This is a genomic window from Aeromicrobium sp. 636, assembly GCF_024433585.1.
Taxonomy (GTDB): domain Bacteria; phylum Actinomycetota; class Actinomycetes; order Propionibacteriales; family Nocardioidaceae; genus Aeromicrobium; species Aeromicrobium senzhongii.
On sequence record NZ_WNJU01000001.1, the window covers coordinates 1,078,301 to 1,100,129 of the forward strand.

Annotated in this window: 22 protein-coding genes and 1 tRNA gene; 5 read left to right on the top strand and 18 right to left on the bottom strand. The window is 71.4% G+C overall.

Annotated features, from left to right (window positions below):
* The first annotated feature begins 1 nt into the window (after window position 1).
* From GL325_RS05290 to GL325_RS05300, 3 genes are read left to right on the top strand one after another with little or no spacing between them, the layout of a single operon-like run.
* The gene (locus tag GL325_RS05290; RefSeq protein ID WP_154595503.1) at window positions 2-1,210 is read left to right on the top strand and encodes an MFS transporter; all 1,209 of its coding nucleotides are present in this window, start codon (window positions 2-4) and stop codon (window positions 1,208-1,210) included.
* A gap of 55 nt (window positions 1,211-1,265) precedes the next feature.
* A complete protein-coding gene (locus tag GL325_RS05295) occupies window positions 1,266-2,450 on the top strand; it encodes an HNH endonuclease signature motif containing protein (RefSeq protein WP_154595504.1) in 1,185 nt (394 codons plus the stop codon).
* A 16-nt stretch (window positions 2,451-2,466) separates the two neighbouring features.
* Complete coding sequence (locus tag GL325_RS05300; protein WP_154595505.1) at window positions 2,467-3,036, top strand: GNAT family N-acetyltransferase; 570 nt, start codon at window positions 2,467-2,469, stop codon at window positions 3,034-3,036.
* Between the two features lie 9 nt (window positions 3,037-3,045).
* On the opposite strand, the gene GL325_RS05305 is transcribed toward GL325_RS05300, so the two are convergent.
* From GL325_RS05305 to GL325_RS05350, 10 genes are all read right to left on the bottom strand, one after another.
* The gene (locus GL325_RS05305) at window positions 3,046-3,771 is read right to left on the bottom strand and encodes an ABC transporter ATP-binding protein (RefSeq protein WP_187768824.1); all 726 of its coding nucleotides are present in this window, start codon (window positions 3,769-3,771) and stop codon (window positions 3,046-3,048) included.
* Window positions 3,768-4,910, bottom strand: a complete 1,143-nt coding sequence (locus GL325_RS05310; protein WP_154595507.1) for an ABC transporter permease — start codon at window positions 4,908-4,910, stop codon at window positions 3,768-3,770. The genes GL325_RS05305 and GL325_RS05310 overlap by 4 nt, the downstream gene beginning before the upstream one ends.
* Before the next feature lie 74 nt (window positions 4,911-4,984).
* Complete coding sequence (locus GL325_RS05315; RefSeq protein ID WP_154595508.1) at window positions 4,985-5,557, bottom strand: TetR/AcrR family transcriptional regulator; 573 nt, start codon at window positions 5,555-5,557, stop codon at window positions 4,985-4,987.
* A 22-nt stretch (window positions 5,558-5,579) separates the two neighbouring features.
* Complete coding sequence (locus GL325_RS05320) at window positions 5,580-6,521, bottom strand: NADP-dependent oxidoreductase (protein WP_187768825.1); 942 nt, start codon at window positions 6,519-6,521, stop codon at window positions 5,580-5,582.
* Window positions 6,522-6,590: 69 nt separating this feature from the next.
* A tRNA-Ala gene (locus GL325_RS05325) sits at window positions 6,591-6,663 on the bottom strand.
* Window positions 6,664-6,721: 58 nt separating this feature from the next.
* Entirely contained in the window at window positions 6,722-7,390 is a 669-nt protein-coding gene (locus GL325_RS05330; protein ID WP_255955617.1) for a histidine phosphatase family protein, read from the bottom strand.
* Window positions 7,387-7,746 (bottom strand): ribosome silencing factor, encoded by a 360-nt coding sequence (gene rsfS / locus GL325_RS05335; protein ID WP_154595510.1) that lies wholly within the window; start codon window positions 7,744-7,746, stop codon window positions 7,387-7,389. Before rsfS ends, GL325_RS05330 begins: the two co-directional genes overlap by 4 nt.
* Window positions 7,743-8,372 (bottom strand): nicotinate-nucleotide adenylyltransferase, encoded by a 630-nt coding sequence (nadD, locus tag GL325_RS05340; RefSeq protein ID WP_154595511.1) that lies wholly within the window; start codon window positions 8,370-8,372, stop codon window positions 7,743-7,745. Before nadD ends, rsfS begins: the two co-directional genes overlap by 4 nt.
* Window positions 8,373-8,374: 2 nt before the next feature.
* Window positions 8,375-8,524, bottom strand: coding sequence for a hypothetical protein (locus GL325_RS05345; protein ID WP_187411801.1), 150 nt, complete (start codon window positions 8,522-8,524; stop codon window positions 8,375-8,377).
* A gap of 20 nt (window positions 8,525-8,544) precedes the next feature.
* Window positions 8,545-9,789, bottom strand: a complete 1,245-nt coding sequence (locus GL325_RS05350) for a glutamate-5-semialdehyde dehydrogenase (RefSeq protein WP_154595512.1) — start codon at window positions 9,787-9,789, stop codon at window positions 8,545-8,547.
* A 35-nt stretch (window positions 9,790-9,824) separates the two neighbouring features.
* On the opposite strand from GL325_RS05350, the gene GL325_RS15915 reads away from it, so the two are divergent.
* Window positions 9,825-10,868: an FUSC family protein gene (locus GL325_RS15915; RefSeq protein WP_187768826.1), complete on the top strand. Its 1,044-nt coding sequence runs from the start codon at window positions 9,825-9,827 to the stop codon at window positions 10,866-10,868.
* 1 nt (window position 10,869) lies between these two features.
* On the opposite strand, the gene GL325_RS05360 is transcribed toward GL325_RS15915, so the two are convergent.
* From GL325_RS05360 to GL325_RS05390, 7 genes are all read right to left on the bottom strand, one after another.
* Window positions 10,870-13,887 (bottom strand): hypothetical protein, encoded by a 3,018-nt coding sequence (locus GL325_RS05360; protein ID WP_187768827.1) that lies wholly within the window; start codon window positions 13,885-13,887, stop codon window positions 10,870-10,872.
* A 69-nt stretch (window positions 13,888-13,956) separates the two neighbouring features.
* Window positions 13,957-15,042, bottom strand: coding sequence for a glutamate 5-kinase (proB, locus tag GL325_RS05365; RefSeq protein WP_187411800.1), 1,086 nt, complete (start codon window positions 15,040-15,042; stop codon window positions 13,957-13,959).
* Window positions 15,039-16,619 (bottom strand): GTPase ObgE, encoded by a 1,581-nt coding sequence (gene obgE / locus GL325_RS05370; RefSeq protein ID WP_187768828.1) that lies wholly within the window; start codon window positions 16,617-16,619, stop codon window positions 15,039-15,041. The genes proB and obgE overlap by 4 nt, the downstream gene beginning before the upstream one ends.
* A gap of 81 nt (window positions 16,620-16,700) precedes the next feature.
* Window positions 16,701-16,955 carry a 50S ribosomal protein L27 gene (gene rpmA / locus GL325_RS05375; RefSeq protein WP_146827583.1) on the bottom strand — a complete coding sequence of 85 codons (255 nt, stop codon included), beginning with the start codon at window positions 16,953-16,955 and terminating at the stop codon, window positions 16,701-16,703.
* Between the two features lie 12 nt (window positions 16,956-16,967).
* Window positions 16,968-17,273 (bottom strand): 50S ribosomal protein L21, encoded by a 306-nt coding sequence (rplU, locus tag GL325_RS05380; RefSeq protein ID WP_187411946.1) that lies wholly within the window; start codon window positions 17,271-17,273, stop codon window positions 16,968-16,970.
* A 64-nt stretch (window positions 17,274-17,337) separates the two neighbouring features.
* Window positions 17,338-19,623, bottom strand: a complete 2,286-nt coding sequence (locus tag GL325_RS05385; RefSeq protein ID WP_187768829.1) for an Rne/Rng family ribonuclease — start codon at window positions 19,621-19,623, stop codon at window positions 17,338-17,340.
* Between the two features lie 134 nt (window positions 19,624-19,757).
* Complete coding sequence (locus GL325_RS05390; RefSeq protein WP_187411799.1) at window positions 19,758-20,534, bottom strand: TIGR03936 family radical SAM-associated protein; 777 nt, start codon at window positions 20,532-20,534, stop codon at window positions 19,758-19,760.
* A 66-nt stretch (window positions 20,535-20,600) separates the two neighbouring features.
* Between GL325_RS05390 and GL325_RS05395 the strand changes: the two genes are divergently transcribed.
* Window positions 20,601-21,416, top strand: a complete 816-nt coding sequence (locus GL325_RS05395) for a CAP domain-containing protein (protein ID WP_187768830.1) — start codon at window positions 20,601-20,603, stop codon at window positions 21,414-21,416.
* A 13-nt stretch (window positions 21,417-21,429) separates the two neighbouring features.
* Here GL325_RS05395 and GL325_RS05400 read toward each other — a convergent pair whose 3' ends face one another.
* Entirely contained in the window at window positions 21,430-21,828 is a 399-nt protein-coding gene (locus tag GL325_RS05400; RefSeq protein ID WP_187768831.1) for a hypothetical protein, read from the bottom strand.
* Window position 21,829 lies beyond the last annotated feature (1 nt).

Below are 21,829 nucleotides of genomic sequence, written 5' to 3' on the forward strand. Positions count from 1 at the left end.
CATGGGCTGGCCCGCCCAGCGTCGGACCGTCGGCACGCTGGCGCTGGTCCAGGTCGTCGGCGGCATCGGCAACGGTGCGGGACTCGCGGTCGGAGCCTTGCTGATCGAGGACGTCACCGGGTCGGCCGGCTGGGCGGGGATGGCCGTCGTCGCCACGACGCTCGGCGCCGCCCTGTTCACCGTTCCGCTGTCGAACTTCGCCGTGCACCGTGGCCGCCGCCCGGCACTCACCGCGGGCTGGTGGGGTGGTTCGCTCGGTGCCACGGCGGTCGTCGGCGGCGCCGCGTGGGAGTTCCTTCCGTTGCTGTTGCTGGGGTTCTTGCTGTTCGGCGCCAGCACCGCCGCCAATCTCCAGTCGCGGTTTGCCGCGGCCGACCGTGCCGAGCCCGCCGAGGTGGGCCGCTCGATCGCGCTCGTCGTCTGGGCCACGACGATCGGATCGGTCGCCGGTCCCAACCTCACCGGCCCCGGTGCCGTCGTGGCGCGCACGCTGGGCATCCCCGAGCTGGCCGGGCCCCAGGTGTTCTCGGGGTTGGCCTTCGCCGTCGCGGGAGTCCTGACCTGGCTGCTGTTGCGCCCCGACCCGCTCGAACGACGCGCCGCCTCCGCGCCCGCACCGCCGCGGATCGCCGCCGCGCTCCCCCACGTCCGAGGCGCCACCGCCGTCGCGATCACCGCCGTGGCACTCTCCCACGCGATCATGGTGTCCGTCATGGCCCTGACGCCGGTCCACATGTCCGGCCACGGCACCGAGCTCTCGGTCATCGGCTTCACGATCAGCCTGCACATCGCCGGCATGTTCGCCCTCTCGCCCCTCTTCGGCTGGACCACCGACCGGTGGGGCGCCGAGCCCACCATCGTGGGAGGCCAGGTCGTGCTCGTCCTGGCCTGTGTCGTCGCCGGCACCGCGGGCCACTCCAACATCCAGATCACCGTCGGCCTGGTTCTGCTCGGCATCGGCTGGTCGATGTCCGTCATCGCCGGCGCCGCGCTGCTGACCCGCAGCGTCGACCCCTCGGTGCGGCCGCTCGTGCAGGGCTTCAGCGACCTGTCGATGAACCTCGCCGGCGCGGCAGGCGGACTGCTGGCCGGGCTCGTGGTGGCGATGTCGAACTTCGGCACGCTGACGGGCGTCGCGGGCCTGCTGACCCTGCCGGTCGTCGCAGCGATCGTGCTGGCCCCACGGCGAAAGGAGAGCCGTCTCACCTAGTGGGAAACCGAGTGTAATTCGACGATTGTTCGAACGCCTGTTCTATACTGAGGTCATGACCTCGACCCCTGCTGACGCCTTCGCCGCAGTCCGGCGCGGGCGGGCCCAGGCCGAGTTCACCGAGTGGAACCTGGTGATCAGCCACCGCGAACGCGAGATTCGGCGGATCGACGCCACCGACGATGCCCCGATCAGCAAGGAACTCGCCCGGCGCGCCGTCACCCTGGAGATCGCCCAGCAGCTCCGGCTCCCTGAGAACGCGGTCTGGCGGATCATCGTCCAGGGCGAGGAGGTCCGTGATCGCGCTCCGACCGTCTGGAACGCGTTCCGCGACGGAGTCCTCGATGCGCGCCGGATCGGTCTCATCGCTGACGTGGTCGCCAGGCTGCGCACGCCCGAGGCGCTCGAGGCCGTCGACCAGAACGCTGCCGCGTACGGTGCCGAGCACACCCCGGGCGAGTTGCGCGCGTGGCTGAAGCGGCTGCGGGCCCGGCTCGAGCCCGAGGCCTTCGAGGACGAGGCCGCCCGAGCCACCGAGCGGCGCCACGTCGAGATCTCGCACAACGACGACGGCACGTCGTGGCTCAGCGCCCTGCTGCCCACGGGCGTGGCCGTCGCGGTCGGCAACCGCCTGCGGGCTGCAGCCAAGGCGCTCCCCCGGACCGATCCCGACACGGGCGAGCGCGACCGCCGCACCCGCGAGCAGAAGCAGGCCGACCTCGTCGCGCACTGGCTGACCTGCAGCGAGGGCACCCACACCGACATCCGCGCCGAGATCGCGATCACGATCGACTCCACCGACCTGATCGGGCTGACCTCCGGCGCGGCCTTCACCCGTGGCGACCGCGAGCCCGTTCCCGCCGCCTGGGCGCGTGAGCTGGCCGCCGGCGAGCACACGCTGTTCCGCCGGCTCGTGCTCGATCCGCTCGGCAACGTCATGGACGCCACGAAGCTCGGCTATCAGCCCAGCGAGTCGTTGCGCGAGGCGTTGCGATGGCGCGACGGCACCTGCCGGGTCGCCGGTTGCCAGGCCGACATCCGCGACACCGACCTCGACCACGAGTTGGCCTACGATCGCGGTGGCACCACCTCGGCCGACAACCTGCGGTCCCTGTGCAGGAAGCACCACAACATGAAGTCCCACGACCACCTCGACCGGCGCAGCCTCGCACCGCCGATCCGACTCGTCGACTCGTACGTCGTCGGCGCACCCGTGATCTATCGTCCCGTTCCCGCCTGAGCCCAGGAGCCCTCTCATGACCATCGACGTGCGCCCAGCCACCGAGTTCGAGGACGTCCGCACGCTGGTGGGACCCAAGCGGCCCGACGCGGAGTCCTGCTGGTGCCTCAGCTATCGCGTGCCCGGCCCGCTGAACCGCGAGCTGCGCCGCGAAGCGCGCGGCGAGTACGTCCGCGAGCTGCTGGCCCAGGGCCCGCCCGGCGTCCTGGCCTACGACGGCGACGAGGTCGTGGGGTGGGCGGCGATCCATCCCCGGGCCGACACGTCCTTCGCCACGAGCCGCAAGATCCCCCACGTCGACGACCTCGACGTCTGGAGCCTGTGGTGCGTGCGGGTGCGGCCTGGCCATCGCAAGCAGGGCATCACGGGGCGCCTGATCGCCGGGGCGGTCGAGTACGCGCGCGCCCAGGGCGCCCCGGCGGTCGAGGCCTACCCGGTGGACAACCAGGGCGCGAAGGTCGACCTGACGATGGCGTACGTCGGAACCCGCGTGATGTTCGAGCGCGCCGGGTTCGAGAAAGCCGCTGACACCGACTCGGTGCTCAGCGGCTTCCCTCGCGTCCTGATGCGGCTCAGTCTGTCCTGAGCCCCGCGGTCACTGCGGCGACGCGGTGTCCAGCGTGCGGGCAGCACGCGCCCAGCCGGCCAGCGCCTCCAGGCGTCCGTCGACCATTTCCAGCACCCGGTCGCAGTGCTCGAGGATCTCGTGGTCGTGCGTGACCATGACGACGGCGACGTTCTCGTCCCGTGCGCGGTCGGCCAGCAGCTGCACGACCTCGTGACTGCGGCGCCGATCCAGGGCCGCAGTGGGCTCGTCGACCAGCAGCAGGGTCGGATCGTTCACCAGGGCCCGGGCGATGCCCACCCGCTGGCGCTCGCCACCGGAGAGGTTGCCCGGCCGGTTCTTCGCACGATGGGCCATGCCCACGGAGTCGAGGACCGGCTGCGGGTCGACCTTGCGGTTCCCGGCCAGACGGCCGGCCAGTCGCAGCTGGTCCGCCGCCGTCAGCGAGGGCAGCAGGTTGCCGGACTGGAAGACGAAGCCGATGTTCTCCAGCCGAAACTTGGCGGCAGCGCCCCTCGACAGGGTGCTCAGATCGGTGCCGTGGACCTTGACGGAGCCGGAGTCGGGGTTCGACAGCGCGCCGGCCACGGCCAGCAGCGAGGACTTGCCCGAGCCCGAGGGGCCCACGATGGCGACGAACTCGCCGGGCTGGACCGTCAGCGACACGTGGTCCAGTGCGCGGACCTTGGTGTCGCCGTCGCCCAGTTCGAGCGTCGCGTCGACGATCTCGAGGGCGGGTGTGGTGTCGGTGTTCATCGGCGGCCTCCCAGCGCGGCGAGGGGATCGATCCGGGTGATGCGCAGCACCGAGACGGCGGCGCCCAGCAAACCCAGCACGATGGTCAGGAGCGAGGCGACCGCGATCGGGCCGGCCTCGAGTTCGAACGGCATCGCGGCGGGCATCGCAGCACCCAACGCGACTCCGGCGGCCACACCGATGCCGGTGAAGACCAGCAGCACGAGGGTGGCCTGCGCGATGCTGTCGCGGAGCAGGTAGCGGCTGGAGGCGCCCATGGCGCGCAGCACGGCCAGGTCGCCGGCCCGCTGGATCGTCCACACCGTGAAGAAGGCGCCCACGACGAGCGCGCAGATCACGTAGAGGAAGACCTGGATCATGCTCAGGGTCATCGTCTCGGCCTCGTAGCCCGGCGAGGCGTTGAACGACTCGGTGAGGGTCATGCTCGTGGTGCCGGCGGCCTTGTCGGCGGCGGCGAGGTCCACGTCTGCGTCGTCCTTCGCCTGCACGGCGACGGCGCTGAACAGGCTGTGGTCGGAGGCGGCGACGGTGGCCTCGGTGGGCACACCCGCCTGCGCGGTGTTCGAGGCGATCAGCTGCCACGTCGCGAGCGGCAGGTACGCCACGTCGACGTGACCGAAGGTCGCCTGCCCCTCGGTGAAGCCGACGACCGTCAGCTCGACGTCGATCCGGTCCAGGGTCATGACGGTGCCGATCTCGACGCCGTCGTCCTTCAGGGTCTCGGAGACGACGATGCCGTTGACCGGCCCCAGGCCATCGCCCTGTGAGGTCTCCGGAGCCAGGAAGCCGTCGGTCTCGACGCCGAAGAGCGTCAGGTCGACCTGCTGGCCCTCGCTCGTCGTGCTGTTGACGATGCTCACGCCCATGGGCTCGGCGGCCTCGACGCCCTCGGCGTCGCGCCAGGGCTGCAGCTGGTCCTCCTCGAGGACCGAGCGGCTGAAGGCGTTGTCCTTCATCGTGCCCTCGTCGAAGGCGAAGGCGGTGACAGGCATGGACTTCAGGCCGGAAACGCCGTCGTTGACCAGTCCGGACGACAGTCCGGACAGCAACACGACCAGCACGGAGATCAACGCGATCACCGTGCCCATCAGGGCGAAGCGGCCGCGTGCGAACCGCAGCTCGCGCAAGGCTAGAAACATGCGTGTCCCTCGGGTATCAGGTTACCGACACCCTGTCGGCAACAATCCCAGTCTGCCACCCCGGGCCAAGGGGCTCAGGCGCGGGGCACACCGGCCGTGAGGAGGGTGAAGACGTCATCCGCGGCCTGCACGGGGTCACCACCGCGCTGGACCAGGCTCACGCCCGAGCCGAGGGCGCTCTGGACGAGCGGCAGGAACCGATCAGGCATCCCGACCTCGGCCATCACCGCGGCCACGGGCCGCATCAGGACCTCGTGCAGGGCCATGAGGTTCTCGAACTGCGTGGGCGACAGCTCGGCCTGGCGCAGGGCCCCGGCCAGGCCGTGCTCCCCGTCGGCGGTCATGCGCATCGTCGCGTCGACCAGCGCCCGGAGTCGGGGCAGGCCGGGTTCGACATCGGCGAGAGCGGCGTCGATCTCCTGGTTCCACCGGTCGAACGCCACGATCGCCACGGCGACGACCAGGTCGTCCTTCGATGGGAAGTAGTCGTAGAAGCTCGACCGCGCCATCCCCGCGCGTTCGGTGACGGTTCGCGGACTCACGCCGGCCAGACCCGACTCCCTCAGCAGCTCCGTCGCGGCGCGCACCAGCGCAGCACGTTGTGCCTCGCGGTGCGCGCCGACGGTCGGCGCGGAGATCTTGGGCATCAGCCCATTATGACGCGCGCTCTCAGGGCACGAGCACGATCTTGCCGCGCACGTCGCCGGCCTCGCTGAGCCGGTGCGCCTCGACGGCCTGGTCGAGGGGCAGGACGCGCCCGATCTCGACCTGGAACGCGCCCGAGGCGATGAGCGGCAGGACCGCGGGGACGGCCTCCTCGCGCCAGGCCTGCTGCTGCGGCGTGAGGGGCTCGGGCGACCCGCCGGACCACGCCTGCAGGCCCAGCTCGTGGTACTGGGCGCCCTGCACGATCGTGCCGATCCGGGCGCGGTCCACGAGCTCCAGACTCGTCTCCAGCGCCTCCTGCGTGCCCGCACAGTCCAGCGAGACCGTGTAGCCCTCCGGGGACGCCTCACGCAGTCGCTCCAGCAGTCCTTCGCCGTAGGTCACCGGCGTGGCGCCCAGCTCGCGCAGGCGGTCGTGGTTGCGCTCCCCCGCCGTCGCCACGACGTGGGCACCGCGGGCCACCGCGAGCTGGACCACCGCCTGACCGACGCTGCCGGAGCCGCCGTGCAGCAGCAACCGGTCGCCGTTCTCGACCTCGAGCGAGCGCAGGGCCTGGTACGCGGTCGAGACGGGGACGCCCAGCGCGGCCGCCGTCTCGAAGTCGACGCCCTCGGGCTTGGCCGTGAGGTGGCCGGGGTCGGCCACGACGTGCGTGGCGTACGTGCCCTGGGTGTTCTGGATGACGACCTCGTCGCCGACGCCGACGCCGTCCACGCCGGCACCCACCGCCACGATGACACCACCGCCGTCGAAGCCCACGCGACGCGGCTCGGTGAAGGGCGGTGACGGCCGGATGCCGGCTCGCAGCTTGAGATCGATCGGGTTCACCCCGGCCGCGCGGATCTCGACGACCACCTTCCCGTCACCGGGCGTGGGGTCGGGCCCCTCGTGCAGCTCGAGGACCTCGGGTCCGCCGGTCCGGGAGTACGTCACATAGCGCGCCATGACCCCAGTCTGGCCCACGCCCGCACATGAGAAGAGGCCGATCCATTCTCTGGATCGGCCTCTGTTCGGTGGAGCATAGGAGATTCGAACTCCTGACCTCTTCCATGCCATGGAAGCGCGCTACCAACTGCGCCAATGCCCCGCTAACAACCTCAGCAATACTAACTGCTCCCCCTCGAGACCCCCAAACCGGGGTCCCCCTATTCGGTCTCGTCGTCCGACATGACCGGCTCCGGGAGCGATCCGGTGTTCCATTCGGACAGGCGCCACTGCGACCAGTCCTGGTACCGCGCCTCCTCCAGCACCGACCAGTGGCAGTTCGACAGGCCGCCGAACTGACGCCACGAGGACTCGGGGATGCCGAGGAACTCCAGGATGCCCGTGCGCAGGACGGCGCCGTGGGCGACGACGACGAGCGTCTCGCCCAGCGGAAGCTCGTCGAGGTACTCGCGCAGCGCGGCGGCGAGGCGGGCCCCGGCCTGGGCGTGCGTCTCGGCACCCTCGATCTGCGTCTCGTCACCGTCGGCCCACGCCTGCATCTGGGTCGGGAAGCGCTCCCAGGACTCGCGCCAGGTGAGCCCCTCGCGCGCCCCGAAGGCGAGCTCGCGCAGTCGCGGGTCGAGCTCGACCGGGACGCCCGTGCGCTCGCTCAGCGCCCCCGCGGTGTCGGCGGCACGCGACAGGTCCGAGCTGACGATGCGGACGGGCGCCAGCGACGCCAGCCGCGCCGCGGCCTCGACGGCCTGCTGGCGGCCGACCTCGTCGAGCGCGATGTCGGTCTGGCCCTGTACGCGGCCGGCGACGTTCCACTCGGTGCGGCCGTGCCGCCACAAGATGACGCGGCGACCCATCGTGCTGCCGGGCTTCACGAGAGCTGCAGGTCGATCGCCGGGCAGTCGTTCCACAACCGCTCGAGGGCGTAGAAGGCGCGCTCCTCGGTGTGCTGGATGTGCACGACGATGTCGCCGTAGTCCATGAGGATCCAGCGCGACTCGCGCTGGCCCTCGCGGCGGATCGTCTTGGCACCCAGCTCGAGGAGCTTCTTCTCGATGGCGTCCTTGACCGCGTTCATCTGCGGCGGGTTCGACGCCGAGGCGAGCAGGAAGACATCGGTGATGGCGAGCTGGTCGGAGACGTCGAAGGCGATGAGGTCGTCCGCCTGCTTGTCGGCGGCGGCATGTGCTGCGGCACGAGTCAGTTCGATCGCGCGATCGGTGGCGGTCATGAGGCGTCCTTCGTCGTTCGTTCTTCAGGTTGGTAGAGGCCGTGCTTGCCGATGTACTGGACGACGCCGTCGGGCACGAGGTACCAGACCGGCTCGCCGCTGTGGACCCGCGCACGGCAGTCGGTGGAGCTGATCGCCAGCGCCGGGATCTCGACGAGGGTGACGCGCTCGCGGGGCAGGCCCTCGAGCGTCGACTCGTTCATCTCGTGACCCGGTCGCGTACAGCCGACGAAGTGCGCCAGCTCGAAGAGCTCGCGGTGGTCGCGCCAGGTGAGGATCGCCGCCATGGCGTCCGCGCCGGTGATGAAGTACAGGTCGGCGTCGGGGTACGCAGCGGACAGGTCGCGCAGGGTGTCGATCGTGAAGGTCGGCCCCTCACGGTTGATGTCGACCCGGCTGACGTTGAACCGTGGGTTCGCCGCCGTGGCGATGACCGTCATCAGATAGCGGTCCTCCGGCGGGGAGACCTCGCGGTCGGACTTCTGCCAGGGCTGGCCCGTGGGGACGAAGACGACCTCGTCGAGGTCGAACCACGACTGCACCTCGCTGGCGGCGACGAGGTGTCCGTGGTGGATGGGGTCGAACGTGCCGCCCATCACGCCGATGCGGCGGCGACGATCGCTCATGCTCAGGTGTGCTCGCGACCCAACCCGAAGACGACGGTGATGAGGAGGAGCGCCATCAGGACAGCGAGGGCGATGGCGCCGAAGACGAACGGGTTCACCGCGGCCTCACCGTGTTCAGCCGCTTCTTCAGCGGCCAGGATCAGATCGAGCATGGCCACAATCTACCAGCGTCTCAGCGCGTCTGACCGGCACCCGTCACCACGTAGGTGGTCGTGGTCATCTCGGTCAGGCCCATCGGACCGCGAGCGTGCAGCTTCTGGGTCGAGATGCCGATCTCGGCCCCGAAGCCGAACTCGCCGCCGTCGGTGAACCGTGTGGACGCGTTCACCATCACCGCGGCCGAGTCGACCCCCATCGTGAAGCGGCGGGCCGCCTCCAGCGAACGGGTCACGATCGCCTCGGTGTGCCCCGAGCTGAACCGGCGGACGTGGTCGACCGCCTCGTCGAGGGAGTCCACGACCTTCGCCGAGATCTCCGACGCCAGGTACTCGGTGGCGTAGTCGTCGTCCGTGGCCGCGTCGACCCCGTCGAACGCCTGGAACGCGGCGTCACCGTGGATCACCACGTCGCGTCCCTGCAGCTCCTTGACGACCCGCGGCAGGAACTCGTCGGCGACGTCACGGTGGACCAGCAGCGATTCGGCCGCATTGCACACGCTCGTGCGGTGGGTCTTAGAGTTGATGACGATGTCCAGCGCCATGTCCAGGTCGGCATCGGCGTCGACGTACACGTGGACGTTGCCCGTGCCGGTCTCGATCACCGGGACGGTGGACTGCTCGACGACCGTGCGGATCAGACCCGCTCCCCCGCGCGGGATGACCAGATCGACCAGGCCCCGGGCGGTCATCAGGTCGGTGGAGGTGCTGCGGTCCTCGGCGCTGATCGCCTGGATCGCGTCGGCGGGCAGGCCTGCCGAGGCGACGGCGTCGCGCATGATCCGGGCGATGACCGCGTTGGAGCGCCGGGCCGAGCGCGAGCCGCGCAGCAGCGAGGCGCTGCCGGCCTTGAGACAGATCGCGGCGGCGTCGGCCGTGACGTTGGGACGGCCCTCGTAGATCATCCCGATGACGCCCATCGGGACGCGGATCTGCTGCAACTGCAGGCCGTTCGGCAGGGTCGACCCGCGCACCACCTCGCCGATCGGATCGGGCAGGGCCGCGATGTCGCGGACGCCCTGCGCGAAGGCCGCGACCCGGTCGACGTCGAGCGCCAGCCGGTCGATGACGTTCTCGGGCGTGCCCTCGGCTCGCGCCTCGGCGACGTCCTCGGCGTTGGCGGCCACGATGCGGTCGGTGCCGGCCACCAGTGCCTCGGCCATCGCCGTCAACGCGGCGTCCTTCTCCTTGCGCGTGGCGAGCGCCAGCACCCGCGCGGCGTCCCGCGCGCGCAGTGCGGCTTCACGAACCTCGGTACCCATGCGGCGAGTCTAGTTCCGAGTTCTACCATCGAGGCGTGCCCTCCTCCGACTCCACCGCCCTGCATCGCGCGTGGGAGTCACTGACGGCGTTCGGTCCGCACGGGGACGCGCACTGGGTCGCACTGCGCGCCGGCGTCAGCATGGGCATGCCGCTGCTCCTGCTGTGGGCGATCGGTCGCCTCGACCTGGCGCTGCCGGCCACCTTCGGTGCGTTCACGGCTCTGTACGGCCGGGCGAACTCCCACCGGCCACGCGCCCTGATGCAGAGCACCGCGGCCGTCGTCCTCGTCGTCGCGGTGGCGACCGGGACGGTGCTCTCCGCCGCCGGAGCCGGTGAGTGGCTCGTCGTCGTCGGTCTCGCCGGGATCGCGGCCGTCGCCGCCCTGGCCTCGCTGGTCTGGGCCTGGCACCCGCCCGGCGTCCTCTTCCCCGTCTTCGCCGTCGGGGCGACCGCGGGGGCGCCTGTTTCAAGCCGGGACGTCGCCCTTCACCTCGCGGTCGCCGTGGTGACAGCGCTCTTCGCTCTTGTCGTCGGGGCCATGGGCGCCCTGACGCCGGCACGTCACCGCCCCCGCCAGCACTGGGACGCGCCCCTGCACGCCGCGCTGCGGTCGCCGCGCACGGCGCCCGAGATCACCCGCGTCACGCTCGCCGTCGCCCTGGCGGCGATCGTCGCCACCGTCTTCGGGCTCGGGCACGCCTACTGGGCGTCGGTCGCGGCGGCCGCCGCCATCGCCGGGCCGAGCACCCGACACCAGGTCCTGCGCGGCGTGCACCGCGCCGTCGGCACCTTCCTGGGCGTCGTCGTCGCCGCGGGTCTGCTGGCCCTCGACCTGGGCACGCTCGCCACGATCCTGCTCGTGATCGTCCTGCAGGTCGGCGCCGAGCTGCTCATCGGCCGCAACTACGCGGTCGCGCTGATGGTCGTCACCCCGCTCGCGCTGCTGATGGTGCACCTGGGCTCGACCGCGCCCGTGACGTCGTTGCTGCAGGACCGGCTGTCCGACACCATCCTCGGCGTCGTGGTGGGTCTGGCGGTCGTCGTGGCCTGGGATCGCGCGCTGCCCCGGCGACGGTAGGTCACGCCGGCGGCAGCGGCTCGGTGCTCGCGGGGTCCGTCGAGGGCACCTGCACCGTCTCGCCCGTCCACTCCGCGATGGCCTCGCGGTACTCGGGTGTGTGCTGGTAGCCCCCGTGCGTCATCACCATCGAGCCCGGATCGCCCGAGCCGGCGCGCCGCACCTCGAGCGTGGGCCGGTCGAGGACCACGTGGTCCCGGTCGGAGTACACGCGGTACCCGAGCGGGTCGGACCGGCGGAACAGGTTCACCCAGTGCGCCGGGTCCTGCAGTCGCTCGCGGAGCCCCACCGCCATCGCCGGTGAGTCGTCGGGCGGTGTGTTCGGGACGTCGGGCCACGCCTCGCCCATGAGCGCGGGCCCGGTGGTGGGGACGTAGCCCAGTGCGTCGGGTCCGGCGGCAGCCGGGAAGACCCGCCCGTAGAGCGCCCGGATCTGGCTCCCGTACGTCAGCAGTCGCAACTGCGTCGCCCGTCCGTTCAGGCGGCTCGCCACCGCGACGCAGATCAACGAGCCCTGGCTGTGGCCGGACAGCACCACGACGCGGCCCGGGTCCTGGCCCTCCTCCCCCATCGCCCAGCGCACCCGGGTGGTGATCTCGGGGACCACCCGCTCCGCGTAACAGGGCGGCGCGAACGGATGAGCCGCCCGCGGCCAGAACGTCGTGATGTCCCACAGGACGCCCACGTTCCGTCGCGCGGTGGGTGAACGGCGGATGCGGGCGCCGAGCATCATCAGCGCGACGCTCAGGCCGAGGGCCACGTACAGCGAGAGCGTCGCGAGCGGCCGCGCCGGCTCCCACCAGTCCCACGGCGGGCGACCGGCGGAGGACAGGGCGAGCGTGATCACGGCCAGCAGCGAGGCGACGGCGCCGATCCCGTCGAGGAGCCGCTCGCCCCGGTGTGCCAGCGCCGCCGTCACGCGAGCGTTCTTCACCGCCGCCCGGTCCTGCTCGGGGACGACCGGGTCGTCATCGTCCACCCGCGCCCGGATCAGCGGAGCGGCGCGGCGGCGGAATCGCCACACCAGCAATCCCGTGACGACGGCGCCCGAGACGATGACCGCCAGCTGCATCAACGGGGTCCACACGAGGATCTGCGGCACGACCAGTGGCGTCTGCGGCGGGTCCGTCACCTCGAGCGCCACCCGCCCACCGGCGGCGTCGACCGTGAGGCATCGCCGCACCGTCCCGTCCACCTCGCACGTCGGCCTCACGATGAGCACCCCGGCCGTGCGGAAGCCCGTCGACTCACCGGTGCAGACGGCGCTGCGCTTCGCGGAGTTCGTGCCGAAGCACGCGGACACGAGCCGCACGGTGGTGACGCCCTCGGGCAGGGCCAGGGTCGCGTGCTGCACCCGTGACGACGCCATCGAGTAGGAGGAGTCGGGATCGACGCGACTGCGTCGGGTCAGCGCGTCCGTGCGCACCGTGCCGTGGGTGACCGCGACGGTCGTGTTCGTCCGCACGATCCGCGCCCCCTCGAGGACGACGTCGCCGGCCAGGGTCAGGGGGTCGGTCTCCCCCGCTGCCGACAGCGGCGCGTTCTCGTTGCGGCGGGTCGTCAGGTCGGCCACCGACTGCGAGCCGTCGTTCAGGTAGTCGGCCGCCGCGACGGCCGCGGCCGACGTGAACAACAGCGCGACCATCGTGGCCCCGCCCAGCATCACCGAGGCGCCCGCGCCGCCCCACGCGAACGCGGCCTGCTCGGGCTTCGCGGCCTGACGGTGGTGCCAGATCATCAACGCCAGCCAGACCAACGCGGTGAGGCCCGCCAGCACGAGGGTCGGGAGCTCACGGCCCCCGACCACCAGGGCCAGCAGGAGCAGGACGACGAGGAAGGTGCCGCGCAGTCGGGCCCGGCCGCCGACGAAGACGATGACGTGCACGATCGTCAGCGCGACGAACAGGCCGATGAACCACAGGTTCGCGCCGTACCAGTCCCCGTCCTCCCTGGTGACGTCCGTGGTCCACAGCAGCGCCAGATGCGCGGCGACGACCACCGCGGCCGCCAGCGCCACGGGCCGCAACGGCATCCGGCGCAGCAGCTCTCCCGGCCCCGTCATCCAGTGCATCGGCCGACGGGGGAACTCGTGCGTGGTGCCGGCGACGGAGACCTTCCACGTGTCGCGGAACTCCGGGTCGTCCTCATCGACAGAGAGCGCGCGGGCCACCACGAGCAGCGCCACGGCGGCCGCCGCGAGCGTGGTCGCCCACACGGGTCCGGTCGCCTCCCGCGCGATCAGGTGCACGCCGGAGAACAGCACGATGGTCGCGAGCGCCAGCGCGACGTGGAGGTAGAGCAGCTGGCGCGTCCGGTGCTCGCCCTGCCACATCCTCGGGTGGCCCAGGACGTTGTCGGCGCATCGGTCGTGCTCCTGGTCGCGTGTCGCCTGGGCCGGCGCGTCCGGGGTCGCCTCGTACCGGGTGACGCTCTGGCGCGTGAGGGCCACGAGGCCCAGGACCATGGCCACGGGCACCAGCGAGGTCACGGCGATCCGCCGTCCCGCGGTCAGGGAGGCGAGTCCGTCCATCCACCCCGGCAGCACCGGACACGCGACGGAGTTCGCCCGGAAGCACTGCCAGGCGATCAGGTCGATCGCGATGAAGCACGCCGTCAGCACCGCGATCGCGGTCAGGATCAGACCGCTCACGCGCACGGCGCGCAACCCCCAGCGGGCCTGACCGTTGTTCTCACCGACCTGCGTCCGCGCCCAGAATGCGAGGTTCACCAGCGCGAACGGCAGCAGCCCCAGCCAGAGCACGCGGGTCACCCACCCCCACATGCCGCGGACGCCCGACGTCAGCTCGCCCCAGGAGTACGCCTCGAGGGCCATGCCGGGCGGCAGCGTCCGCAGCGGCGGGTCGGCGCCGTCGGCGATCCGGTAGAAGCCGGTGAGCCGGTCCCCCGCCACCTGGACGACGCGGCTCTGGTCGACGCCGAGCATCGACGCGGTCGGGGTCCCGCGCACGCCGTGCACGCGCAGCTCCATGACCACCTGGGCGGTGCTGGGTGCGGGCATCGACCGACCTCCGTGACTTGACCGTGTCACCGAGAGAGAGGCCGTGCAAGGCCTGCTGATGCGACAGCGTCAGGACATGAGGACCAGATCGTCGCGGTGGATGACCGCGCGGTCGTGGTCGGCGCCCATCGTGGCGGCCAGCTCCGAGGTGGAGCGACCGAGCATCTCGGGCAGCTCCTGGCTGTCGTAGTTGACGATCCCGCGGGCGACCAGTGCACCGTCCGGACCGATCACGTCGACGGGGTCCGCGGCGGAGAACTCGCCCTCGACGGCGACGATGCCGGCGGCCAGCAACGAGGCGCCGCGCTCGACGAGTGCGCGGCGGGCGCCGTCGTCCAGCAGCAGCCGGCCCCGGGTCTCGCTCGCGTGGGCGAGCCACAGCAGACGTGTGGCGCGGCGCTTGCCGGTGGGGTTGAACCTCGTGCCGACCGGCTGACCCTCGACGGCCTCGATGGCGCGAGCGGCGGACGTGAGCCGGACGGGGATGCCGGCGGCCGTCGCGATCCGCGCGGCTTCGATCTTGGTGACCATGCCACCGGTGCCGACGGCCGATCCGACGCGGGCGACGTCGATCCCCTCGAGGTCCGCGTCGGAGGACACGGTGGCGATGGGACGCGAGCCGGGTAGGTCGGGGTGAGCGGTGTAGAGGCCGTCGACGTCCGACAGCAAGATCAGCTCGTCGGCGTGCACGAGATGGGCCACGAGCGCCGCCAGCCGGTCGTTGTCGCCGAAGCGGATCTCGGACGTGGCCACGGTGTCGTTCTCGTTGACGACCGGGACGACGCCCAGCTCGAGCAGCTTGGCGAAGGTCTGACGCGCGTTGCGGTAGTGACTGCGGCGGGTGACGTCCTCGACGGTCAGCAGCACCTGCCCGACGATCAGGCCGGCGGCCGCGAAGGCCTCGGAGTAGTGCGCGATGAGGGCGCGCTGGCCGACCGCCGCGGCGGCCTGCTGCGTGGGCAGGTCGCGCGGGCGGTTCGGCAGTGCGAGCGGGCCGAGGCCGGCGGCGATGGCTCCGGAGGAGACCAGCACGACCTCGTCACCGCGGGCGCGCACCGCGACGACGGCATCGACGACGGTGCCGATGCGGTCGGGGTCCAGATGTCCGTCAGGCGTCGTCAGCGAGGACGAACCGACCTTGAGGACGACCCTCACCGATCGTCCTCGTCGAACTCGTCGTCGCCGGGGTACTCCTCACCGATCTCCCAGTCCGGAAGGACCGTGCGGGGGTCGAACGGCTCGGGCTCGCGGCCCTCGGCCCGGGCGGCGACCGCTTCGAGCTCCCAGGCACGACGTGCCGCGAGCAGCTCGCGCCGCTCCTGGTTCGTGCGACGGGTGCTCTGGTCGATACGCAGGTCCTCGCCACGACGGCCCAGCACCTCGGCGCCGGCCGTGATGGTGGGATCGAAGTCGAACACGACCTCGTCGCGACCCAGGTCTGCCTCGCTGGCGGCACCGATGACGACGTCGTCGCCGGCCTTGGCGCCCAGCTTGAGGAGGTGATCCTCGACGCCGATCCGGTTGAGCCGGTCGGCGAGGAAGCCCACGGCCTCGTCGTTGCTGAAGTCGGTCTGGCGGACCCAGCGGGCGGGCTTCTCGCCGATGACGTGCCAGCGGCCCTCGATCTGACGGACCTCGAACTCGCGGCCGACACCGGACGGGGCCGGCGGGCGCAACACGATGCGCGTGGCCTCGCGGTGCGGCTCGGCGGCGCGACGGGCGGCGACGATCTCGGCCATGGCGAACGACAGCTCGCGCAGGCCGGCATGGCTGGCCGCGGAGACCTCGAAGACGCGCAGGCCGCGCTGGCGCAGCTCGTCGGTGACGAACTCGGCGATCTGGGCGGCGTCGGGGACGTCGGTCTTGTTCAGGGCGACCAGGCGGGGCCGGTCGCTGAAGTCGACACCGGCGTACTCGCCGTAGCGGGCGAGCTCGTTCTCGATGACGTCCAGGTCCGACAGCGGGTCACGGCCCGGCTCGACCGTGGCGCAGTCGATGACGTGCACGAGGGCGGCGCAACGCTCGACGTGGCGCAGGAAGTCGTGGCCCAGACCGCGACCCTCGCTGGCGCCCTCGATCAGGCCGGGAACGTCGGCGACGGTGAACGTGGTGTCGCCGGCCGTGACGACGCCCAGGTTGGGCACCAGGGTCGTGAAGGGGTAGTCCGCGATCTTGGGTCGGGCCCGCGACAGCGAGGCGATGAGGCTGGACTTGCCCGCCGACGGGAAGCCGATCAGACCGATGTCCGCGACGACCTTGAGCTCGAGCGTGACCGTGCGCTCCTCGCCCGGCTCACCCTTGAGCGCGAACCCGGGGGCCTTGCGCTTGCTGGACGCCAGCGCGGCGTTGCCGAGGCCGCCACGGCCGCCGGCCGCGATGACCAGCTCGGTGCCGGCGCCGACCAGGTCCGCCAGCACCTCGCCGTTGGCGTCGCGCACGACGGTGCCGTCGGGGACGCGCAGGACGAGGTCCTCGCCGTTGGAGCCGCTGCGGTTCGAGCCGGCACCGGGCGCACCGCTGGTGGCCTTGCGGTGGGGCTCGTGGTGGTAGTCGATGAGCGTCGTGACGTCGGGGGCCACGACGAGGATGACGTCGCCGCCATGCCCGCCGTTGCCGCCGTCGGGTCCGCCGAGAGGCTTGAACTTCTCGCGGTGGACGGACGCGACGCCGTTGCCGCCGTTGCCCCCGGAGACGTGCAGGGTCACCTGGTCAACGAAGCTGGGGATCGCCATGGGTTCTCCTGAACGTGGTGGGGGAAAAGAGAAAGGGCAGCCCGCATCAGCGGACCGCCCCTCCTCAGGAAGATCTGCGCGTCACTGCTCCGGAACGATGTTCACGACGCGACGGCCGCGCTTCGAACCGAACTCGACCGCGCCGGGAGCGAGGGCGAACAGCGTGTCGTCGCCGCCACGGCCGACGTTGGAGCCGGGGTGGAAGTGGGTGCCACGCTGACGAACGATGATCTCGCCCGCGTTGACCAACTGGCCGCCGAAACGCTTGACGCCGAGGCGTTGGGCGTTGGAGTCGCGACCGTTCTTGGTGGAGGCTGCGCCCTTCTTGTGTGCCATGTCGTCAGTCCCTTACTTGGAGATGCCGGTGATCTTGACCTGGGTGTACTTCTGACGGTGACCCTGGCGCTTCTTGTAACCGGTCTTGTTCTTGTACTTCTGGATGATGATCTTCGGGCCCTTGAGCCCACCGATCACCTCTGCGTCGATCTTGGCCTTGGAGGCGTCGGCACCGGCCGTCACCTGGTCACCGTCGACCACCATGACCGCGGCGAGCTGGACGGTGTCGCCCTCGGCCGCCTTGACCTGGTCGATCGAGATGACGTCGCCGACCGCGACCTTGGCCTGGCCGCCGCCATTGCGCACGATTGCGTACACCACGGGATTCCTCACTTCGTCCTGAAAAAGTCGGGAGGTGCGCAATGCGCACCGACTGTCGATTCTACTCGGGCGCACCATCGTCGGTCAAAACGGGTGCCTCAACCGCCGCCGGCTCCTGCGAAGGAGCCTGCGACGACTCGTCGTTTCGGGGTTCTTCGGTCTTCACGGCATCGTCGTCGGACTCGTCGTTCCGGTCCTGACGCGGCGGGCGTCCCCCACCGTTGCCGTTGCTGCTCCCGCCAGCGTTGCCGCCACCACTGCGGCCGGAACGACCGCCTCGGCGTCCGCGGCGCTGGCCGTCGTCCTTCTTCGGCTCGACCGGCGCGTCCTCGATGACGACGCCACGGCCGTGGCAGTGCTCGCACTCGTGGCTGAAGGACTCCAGCAGGCCCGTGCCGATGCGCTTGCGCGTCATCTGCACCAGACCCAGCGAGGTGACCTCGGCGACCTGGTGGCGGGTGCGGTCGCGACCGAGGCACTCGACCAGGCGACGCATCACCAGGTCGCGGTTGCTCTCGAGCACCATGTCGATGAAGTCGATGACGATGATGCCGCCGAGATCGCGCAGCCGCAGCTGACGCACGATCTCCTCGGCTGCCTCGAGGTTGTTCTTGGTGACGGTCTCCTCGAGGTTGCCACCCGAGCCGGTGAACCGGCCCGTGTTGACGTCGACGACGACCATCGCCTCGGTGCGGTCGATGACCAGCGAGCCACCCGACGGCAGGTGGACCTTGCGGTCCAGCGCCTTGTGGATCTGCTCGTCCAGGCGCCGCTCGGCGAAGATGTCGTTCTCGCCCTCCCAGCGCTTGACCCGCTCCTCCAGATCGGGGGCGACATGGGCGATGTAGCCCGCGACCATGTCCCAGGCCTCGTCGCCCTGGATGGTCAGCGTCGCGAAGTCCTCGTTGAACAGGTCGCGGATGACCTTGATCATCAGGTCCGGCTCGGAGTACAGCAGCTGGGGCGCCTTGCCGGCCGCCGCCTTGCTCTCGATGTCCTCCCAGCGGGCCGTCAGCGCGGTGATGTCACGCTGCAGCTGGTCCTCGGTGGCGCCCTCGGCGGCCGTGCGCACGATGACGCCGGCACTCTCGGGCAGCGCCTCCTTGAGCAGACCCTTCAGCCGGGCGCGCTCGTTCTCGGGGAGCTTGCGGCTGATGCCGTTGCTGCCGCCGCCGGGCACGTAGACCAGGAACCGGCCGGGCAGGCTGATCTGGCTCGTGAGCCGTGCGCCCTTCTGGCCGATGGGGTCCTTGGACACCTGGACCAGGACGGTCTGGCCGGGCTGCAGCGCGTCCTCGATCTTGCGCTGCTTGCCGTTCTGGATGTTCGACCAGTCGACCTCGCCGGCGTAGATCACCGCGTTGCGGCCGGCGCCGATGTCGACGAAGGCGGCCTCCATGCTGGGCAGCACGTTCTGGACCTTGCCCAGGTAGACGTTGCCGATCAGCGAGGTCTGCGACTCGCGGGCGACGTAGTGCTCGACCAGGACGCCGTCCTCGAGCACGGCGATCTGCGTGTAGTCGTCACGCTGGCGCACGACCATCTCGCGGTCGACGGCCTCGCGGCGGGCCAGGAACTCGGCCTCGCTGACGATCGGGGCGCGGCGACGACCGGCCTCGCGACCCTCGCGGCGGCGCTGCTTCTTGGCCTCGAGGCGGGTCGAGCCGGTGACCCCGGTGATCTCGTCCGAGGCGGTGCGGCCCTCGCGGACCTTGACGACCGTGTTCTCGGGGTCGTCGGGAGAGCCGTCGGCTCCCTCGCCGGCCCGCGCACGGCGCCGGCGGCGACGGGTGGATCCGGACGAGGACTGCTCCTCGTCCCCCGTGTCGCCGTCCTTGGCCTCGGTCTCGGTCGCGTCGGCATCGGAGTCGTCCGAGCCCTCGGCGCCACCGTCCTGGTCGCTCTTGCGACGGCGGCGACCACCACGGCGGCGACGGCGGCGTCCGCCCTCGCTGCCCTCGTCGTCACCGGACCCGTCCTCGTCGTCGGAGGCGTCGAGGTCGCTCGTGGCGGCGTCGGAGTCGTCGTCCTGGGGCTCGACGCGCTTCTTCTCGCGCGGCGGAGCCAGCTCGGCCGGCGGCGGTTGGAACATCGCGCCGACGGGCGGCAGCTTGCGGGCCGTCGGGGTGGTCGGGGCCGTCTCCGGTGCCTCGTCCTCGTCCGGCTCCTCCTCGTCGGTCACGGGCGGCTCGGGAGCCTCCTCGACCGGGGGTGCGAACACCGCGGCCGGCGGGCCGGCGGGCCGCCCGGCCGCGCGACGGCGGGTGCGCGTCGGGGCCTCGGTGGTCTCGGTGGTGTCAGGCCCAGTGGTGTCGGGCGCGTCGGTCGCGTCGTTCGGATCGAGCATGTGCTCTCCTTCGCCCGGCAGCGGCGCAGCCACCCACCGGGCTGGTCAACGGTCCCGCAGGACCTCAAGTCTGTCTGCAGGACGGCGCTTAGGCCTGTCACACGGCGACCCCTCTACCTGCCGCGGTCAGCACCTCACGGTGCGTCGCGGCCGGTGGCGAGCGGATCGCCGACCGTACCGTTCTGAACATCCAGCGGCCCTTGGTCCGAGCGGGTCGCCAGAGGCGCCTTCTCGATCGGCAGGCCGCACAGGGTGCGCAGTCCGGTGATCACGTCGTCCGGTCGCACCGACGGGATGTCATGGCGTACGACCACGTCCAGTATCGCACATCCGTCCGTGCCGGAGCGTTCATCGACGCGAAGTCGGATGACGGCGTCCCGGCAGTCGAACGTGCGCAGACCCTTTTTCATCATGCGCTCGACGAGGACCTCGTCCCGCGCCAGGAACGTCTCGACGGCCGCCGCGGCGGCCTCGGCGGACACCTCGGGCAGCTCGATGAACCACCGGCTGCCCTGCAGCAGATCGGCCAGGGGACCGCCCGGGGACACGACGACGTCGATGATGTCCAGGCCGGTCGGCAGCGCCTCGTCGAGGGCCGCCTGGACCTCGGCCGGCTCCATCGCACGGATCAGACCGATCTCGAGGTATTCCGCCTCGCTGGCCGCGCCCGTGGGCGAGGCGCCCGCGTACGAGATCTTCGGATGGGGCGAGTAGCCCGACGAGTGCGCGATGGGCAGCGCCGCGCGGCGGATGGCCCGCTCGAAGGCCCGCGCGAAGTCGCGGTGGCTGGTGAACCGCATGCGGCCGCGCTTGGCGTACCGGATGCGCAGCTTCTGCACGATCGGCAGCTGCGGGTTCGGGGCTTCCGGATTGGGAGTGCCCTGCAGGGTCGTTCCGCCGTCGTTGCTCACGAAACCAGCCTACGGCGACGTCCGAAGGGGTTCCGCGACCCTGTCCCCACCGTTACCGTGTGTCACATGCGTCACACCTTCGTCCTCCTGTTGACCGCCTGTGCCCTCCTCCTGGGAGGTGCACCTGCCGGCGCCGCCGGCACGACGGCCACGAAGGTCCGGGGGTTCACGTCGAAGAGTCAGACGGTCAAGCCCGGCGCCACGGTGAAGTACGCCGTCAAGGTCACGACGAAGCGCAAGGCGTCGAAGGGCCGCGTGGTGACGCTGCAGCGCCGCGTCAACGGACGCTGGGTGAAGGTCGACCGCAAGCGCACCAACCGCCACGGCCGAGTCGTGCTGCGCCACCGCGCCACCACGAAGGCCGGTGCCACCGTGAAGCTGCGCGTCCGCGTCACGGCGAAGGGCCGGCTCCGCGCCGTCAACAGCCCGGTCAAGAAGGTTGCCACCCGCACGGCATGGACGCCGGACGCCCGGTCCCAGCGGGTCCTGGCCCTCGTGAACGCGGCCCGCGCGCAGGCACGCGAGTGCGGTGAGGAGTCGTTCCCCGCTCGCGGGCCGCTGCGCCTGAACGAGCGGCTGACCCGGTCGGCCCAGGCGCACGGCGCTGACATGGCGGCGCACGGCTACTTCAGCCACACGGGGCGCAACGGCTCGAGCCTGCGCGATCGCGTCGACGCCCAGGGTTACAACTGGTCGCGGATCGGCGAGAACATCGCGGCGGGCTACCCCTCCCCCGAGGCGGTCGTCCAGGGCTGGGTCGCGAGCCCCGGACACTGCCGGAACATCATGGCCGGAGGGTTCACCGAGCTCGGTGTCGGCTACGCGGCCAGCAACGACAAGTACGGCAGCTACTGGGTGCAGAACTTCGGTACGCCGCGCTGACGCGGAGGCCTCGTCAGTCGGCCGTGTCGAAGCGCCGGTCGAGAGCGTCGAACACGTAGGACAGCACCGCGCCGGCCACCCCGAGGACCAGACGCGGACGCCGCACTCCCCGGCGCACCAGGAACTGCTCGGCCTCCCGATCGAGCACCACGCCCACGGCCATCGCCCCGGCCGCCGCGGCGCCGACGACTGCTCCGATGGCGGCCGCCGGTCGCGCAGGGGTCGGCTGCTGCTCGAAGCCGACGACATGGGGACGGTTCAGGGCCGTGAACATGGCGCCGCCTGCGACCAGGCCGGTGCCGGCGACCACCGCGGCCCGGACCCGGCGCGGGGCGCGCCCGATCGGGACGACGGACACGACGCCCGTGGCCAGCGCGACCACGAGCGACTGACGCGGGGAATGCGCACCCATC

Coding starts and splice junctions, on each gene's coding strand:
- GL325_RS05290 (WP_154595503.1), top strand. CDS start 2: ATGGGCTGGCCCGCCCAGCGTCGGACCGTCGGCACGCTGGCGCTGGTC.
- GL325_RS05295 (WP_154595504.1), top strand. CDS start 1,266: ATGACCTCGACCCCTGCTGACGCCTTCGCCGCAGTCCGGCGCGGGCGG.
- GL325_RS05300 (WP_154595505.1), top strand. CDS start 2,467: ATGACCATCGACGTGCGCCCAGCCACCGAGTTCGAGGACGTCCGCACG.
- GL325_RS05305 (WP_187768824.1), bottom strand. CDS start 3,771: ATGAACACCGACACCACACCCGCCCTCGAGATCGTCGACGCGACGCTC.
- GL325_RS05310 (WP_154595507.1), bottom strand. CDS start 4,910: ATGTTTCTAGCCTTGCGCGAGCTGCGGTTCGCACGCGGCCGCTTCGCC.
- GL325_RS05315 (WP_154595508.1), bottom strand. CDS start 5,557: ATGCCCAAGATCTCCGCGCCGACCGTCGGCGCGCACCGCGAGGCACAA.
- GL325_RS05320 (WP_187768825.1), bottom strand. CDS start 6,521: ATGGCGCGCTATGTGACGTACTCCCGGACCGGCGGACCCGAGGTCCTC.
- rsfS (WP_154595510.1), bottom strand. CDS start 7,746: ATGACCGCCACCGATCGCGCGATCGAACTGACTCGTGCCGCAGCACAT.
- nadD (WP_154595511.1), bottom strand. CDS start 8,372: ATGAGCGATCGTCGCCGCCGCATCGGCGTGATGGGCGGCACGTTCGAC.
- GL325_RS05345 (WP_187411801.1), bottom strand. CDS start 8,524: ATGCTCGATCTGATCCTGGCCGCTGAAGAAGCGGCTGAACACGGTGAG.
- GL325_RS05350 (WP_154595512.1), bottom strand. CDS start 9,789: ATGGGTACCGAGGTTCGTGAAGCCGCACTGCGCGCGCGGGACGCCGCG.
- GL325_RS05360 (WP_187768827.1), bottom strand. CDS start 13,887: ATGCCCGCACCCAGCACCGCCCAGGTGGTCATGGAGCTGCGCGTGCAC.
- obgE (WP_187768828.1), bottom strand. CDS start 16,619: ATGGCGATCCCCAGCTTCGTTGACCAGGTGACCCTGCACGTCTCCGGG.
- rpmA (WP_146827583.1), bottom strand. CDS start 16,955: ATGGCACACAAGAAGGGCGCAGCCTCCACCAAGAACGGTCGCGACTCC.
- GL325_RS05385 (WP_187768829.1), bottom strand. CDS start 19,623: ATGCTCGATCCGAACGACGCGACCGACGCGCCCGACACCACTGGGCCT.
- GL325_RS05395 (WP_187768830.1), top strand. CDS start 20,601: ATGCGTCACACCTTCGTCCTCCTGTTGACCGCCTGTGCCCTCCTCCTG.
- GL325_RS05400 (WP_187768831.1), bottom strand. CDS start 21,828: ATGGGTGCGCATTCCCCGCGTCAGTCGCTCGTGGTCGCGCTGGCCACG.